This window comes from Oleiphilus sp. HI0067, assembly GCF_001635735.1.
In genome coordinates this window covers 1-753 of the sequence record NZ_LWFI01001384.1, presented here as the reverse complement: position 1 = coordinate 753, position 753 = coordinate 1, and the positions used below count along the sequence as shown (strand labels likewise).

Here is a 753-nt window from a genome sequence, read left to right as displayed (position 1 = left end):
TTTGACTCCTTAAAAACCGCTGCATTTCAGCTGATGGGGTGGGGTGCTCATCTTATTCATCGAATGAATACCATGCAAATGCTATTTAGAAATACCGATCATCACGATAGAATTTATCCCTAGGACAAGAGTGATAATAAAGAGGTTGTTTATGGATGGGTTAAGGCCTGAGCGCGATGAGTTAGATAGGTTTCAAGAGCGCTCTTCTGGCGTGACTGCTTCGAAAAAGTCAAAGCCAAAGAAAGCTGTCGAAAATGATAAGTCGCAAAAACAAGCTGGGAATTCAGGGCTTCCATTATTTATAGGGTGCTTTGCTCTAACTTTGGTGCTTTTTGCGTTTTTGGGTTGGGCATATTTAGAGCAGAAAAGAACGGTCGATGCGCTGAATAAAGATTTGTCGGAAGCGCTGGCATTCATTAACCAAAGTAAGCTTTCTATGGCGCGATTGGAAGGTGAGCTTAATGAAGCGGGAGCGGAAATTGAGCAAGCTGGTAGTAGTGCAACTAAACAACTTAAATTTTTAGATTCTGAAATGCGTAAGCTTTGGGGCGTTGCAGGAGATAAAAATCGCAAAGCAATTGCTGAAAATAAAGATAGAGTTGATAGCGTGAAGCTACAGCTCAATGCTTTGAAAAACAAAGATCTAAAACCTTTGGAGGCTTCTGTTGCGAAGCAAGAGCAAATGCTCAAGCAGCTAGAAGTTAGATTAGGGAATAATCAGGCGATGGCGGATCAGATTGGCCTGATTAAGAA

The 753-nt window shown here is 41.7% G+C and carries 1 pseudogene; it reads left to right on the top strand.

Annotation, left to right across the window (positions count from 1 at the left end):
- Nucleotides 1-151: 151 nt before the first annotated feature.
- A pseudogene (locus A3739_RS21915) lies at nt 152-753 on the top strand (hypothetical protein); the annotation flags it as partial.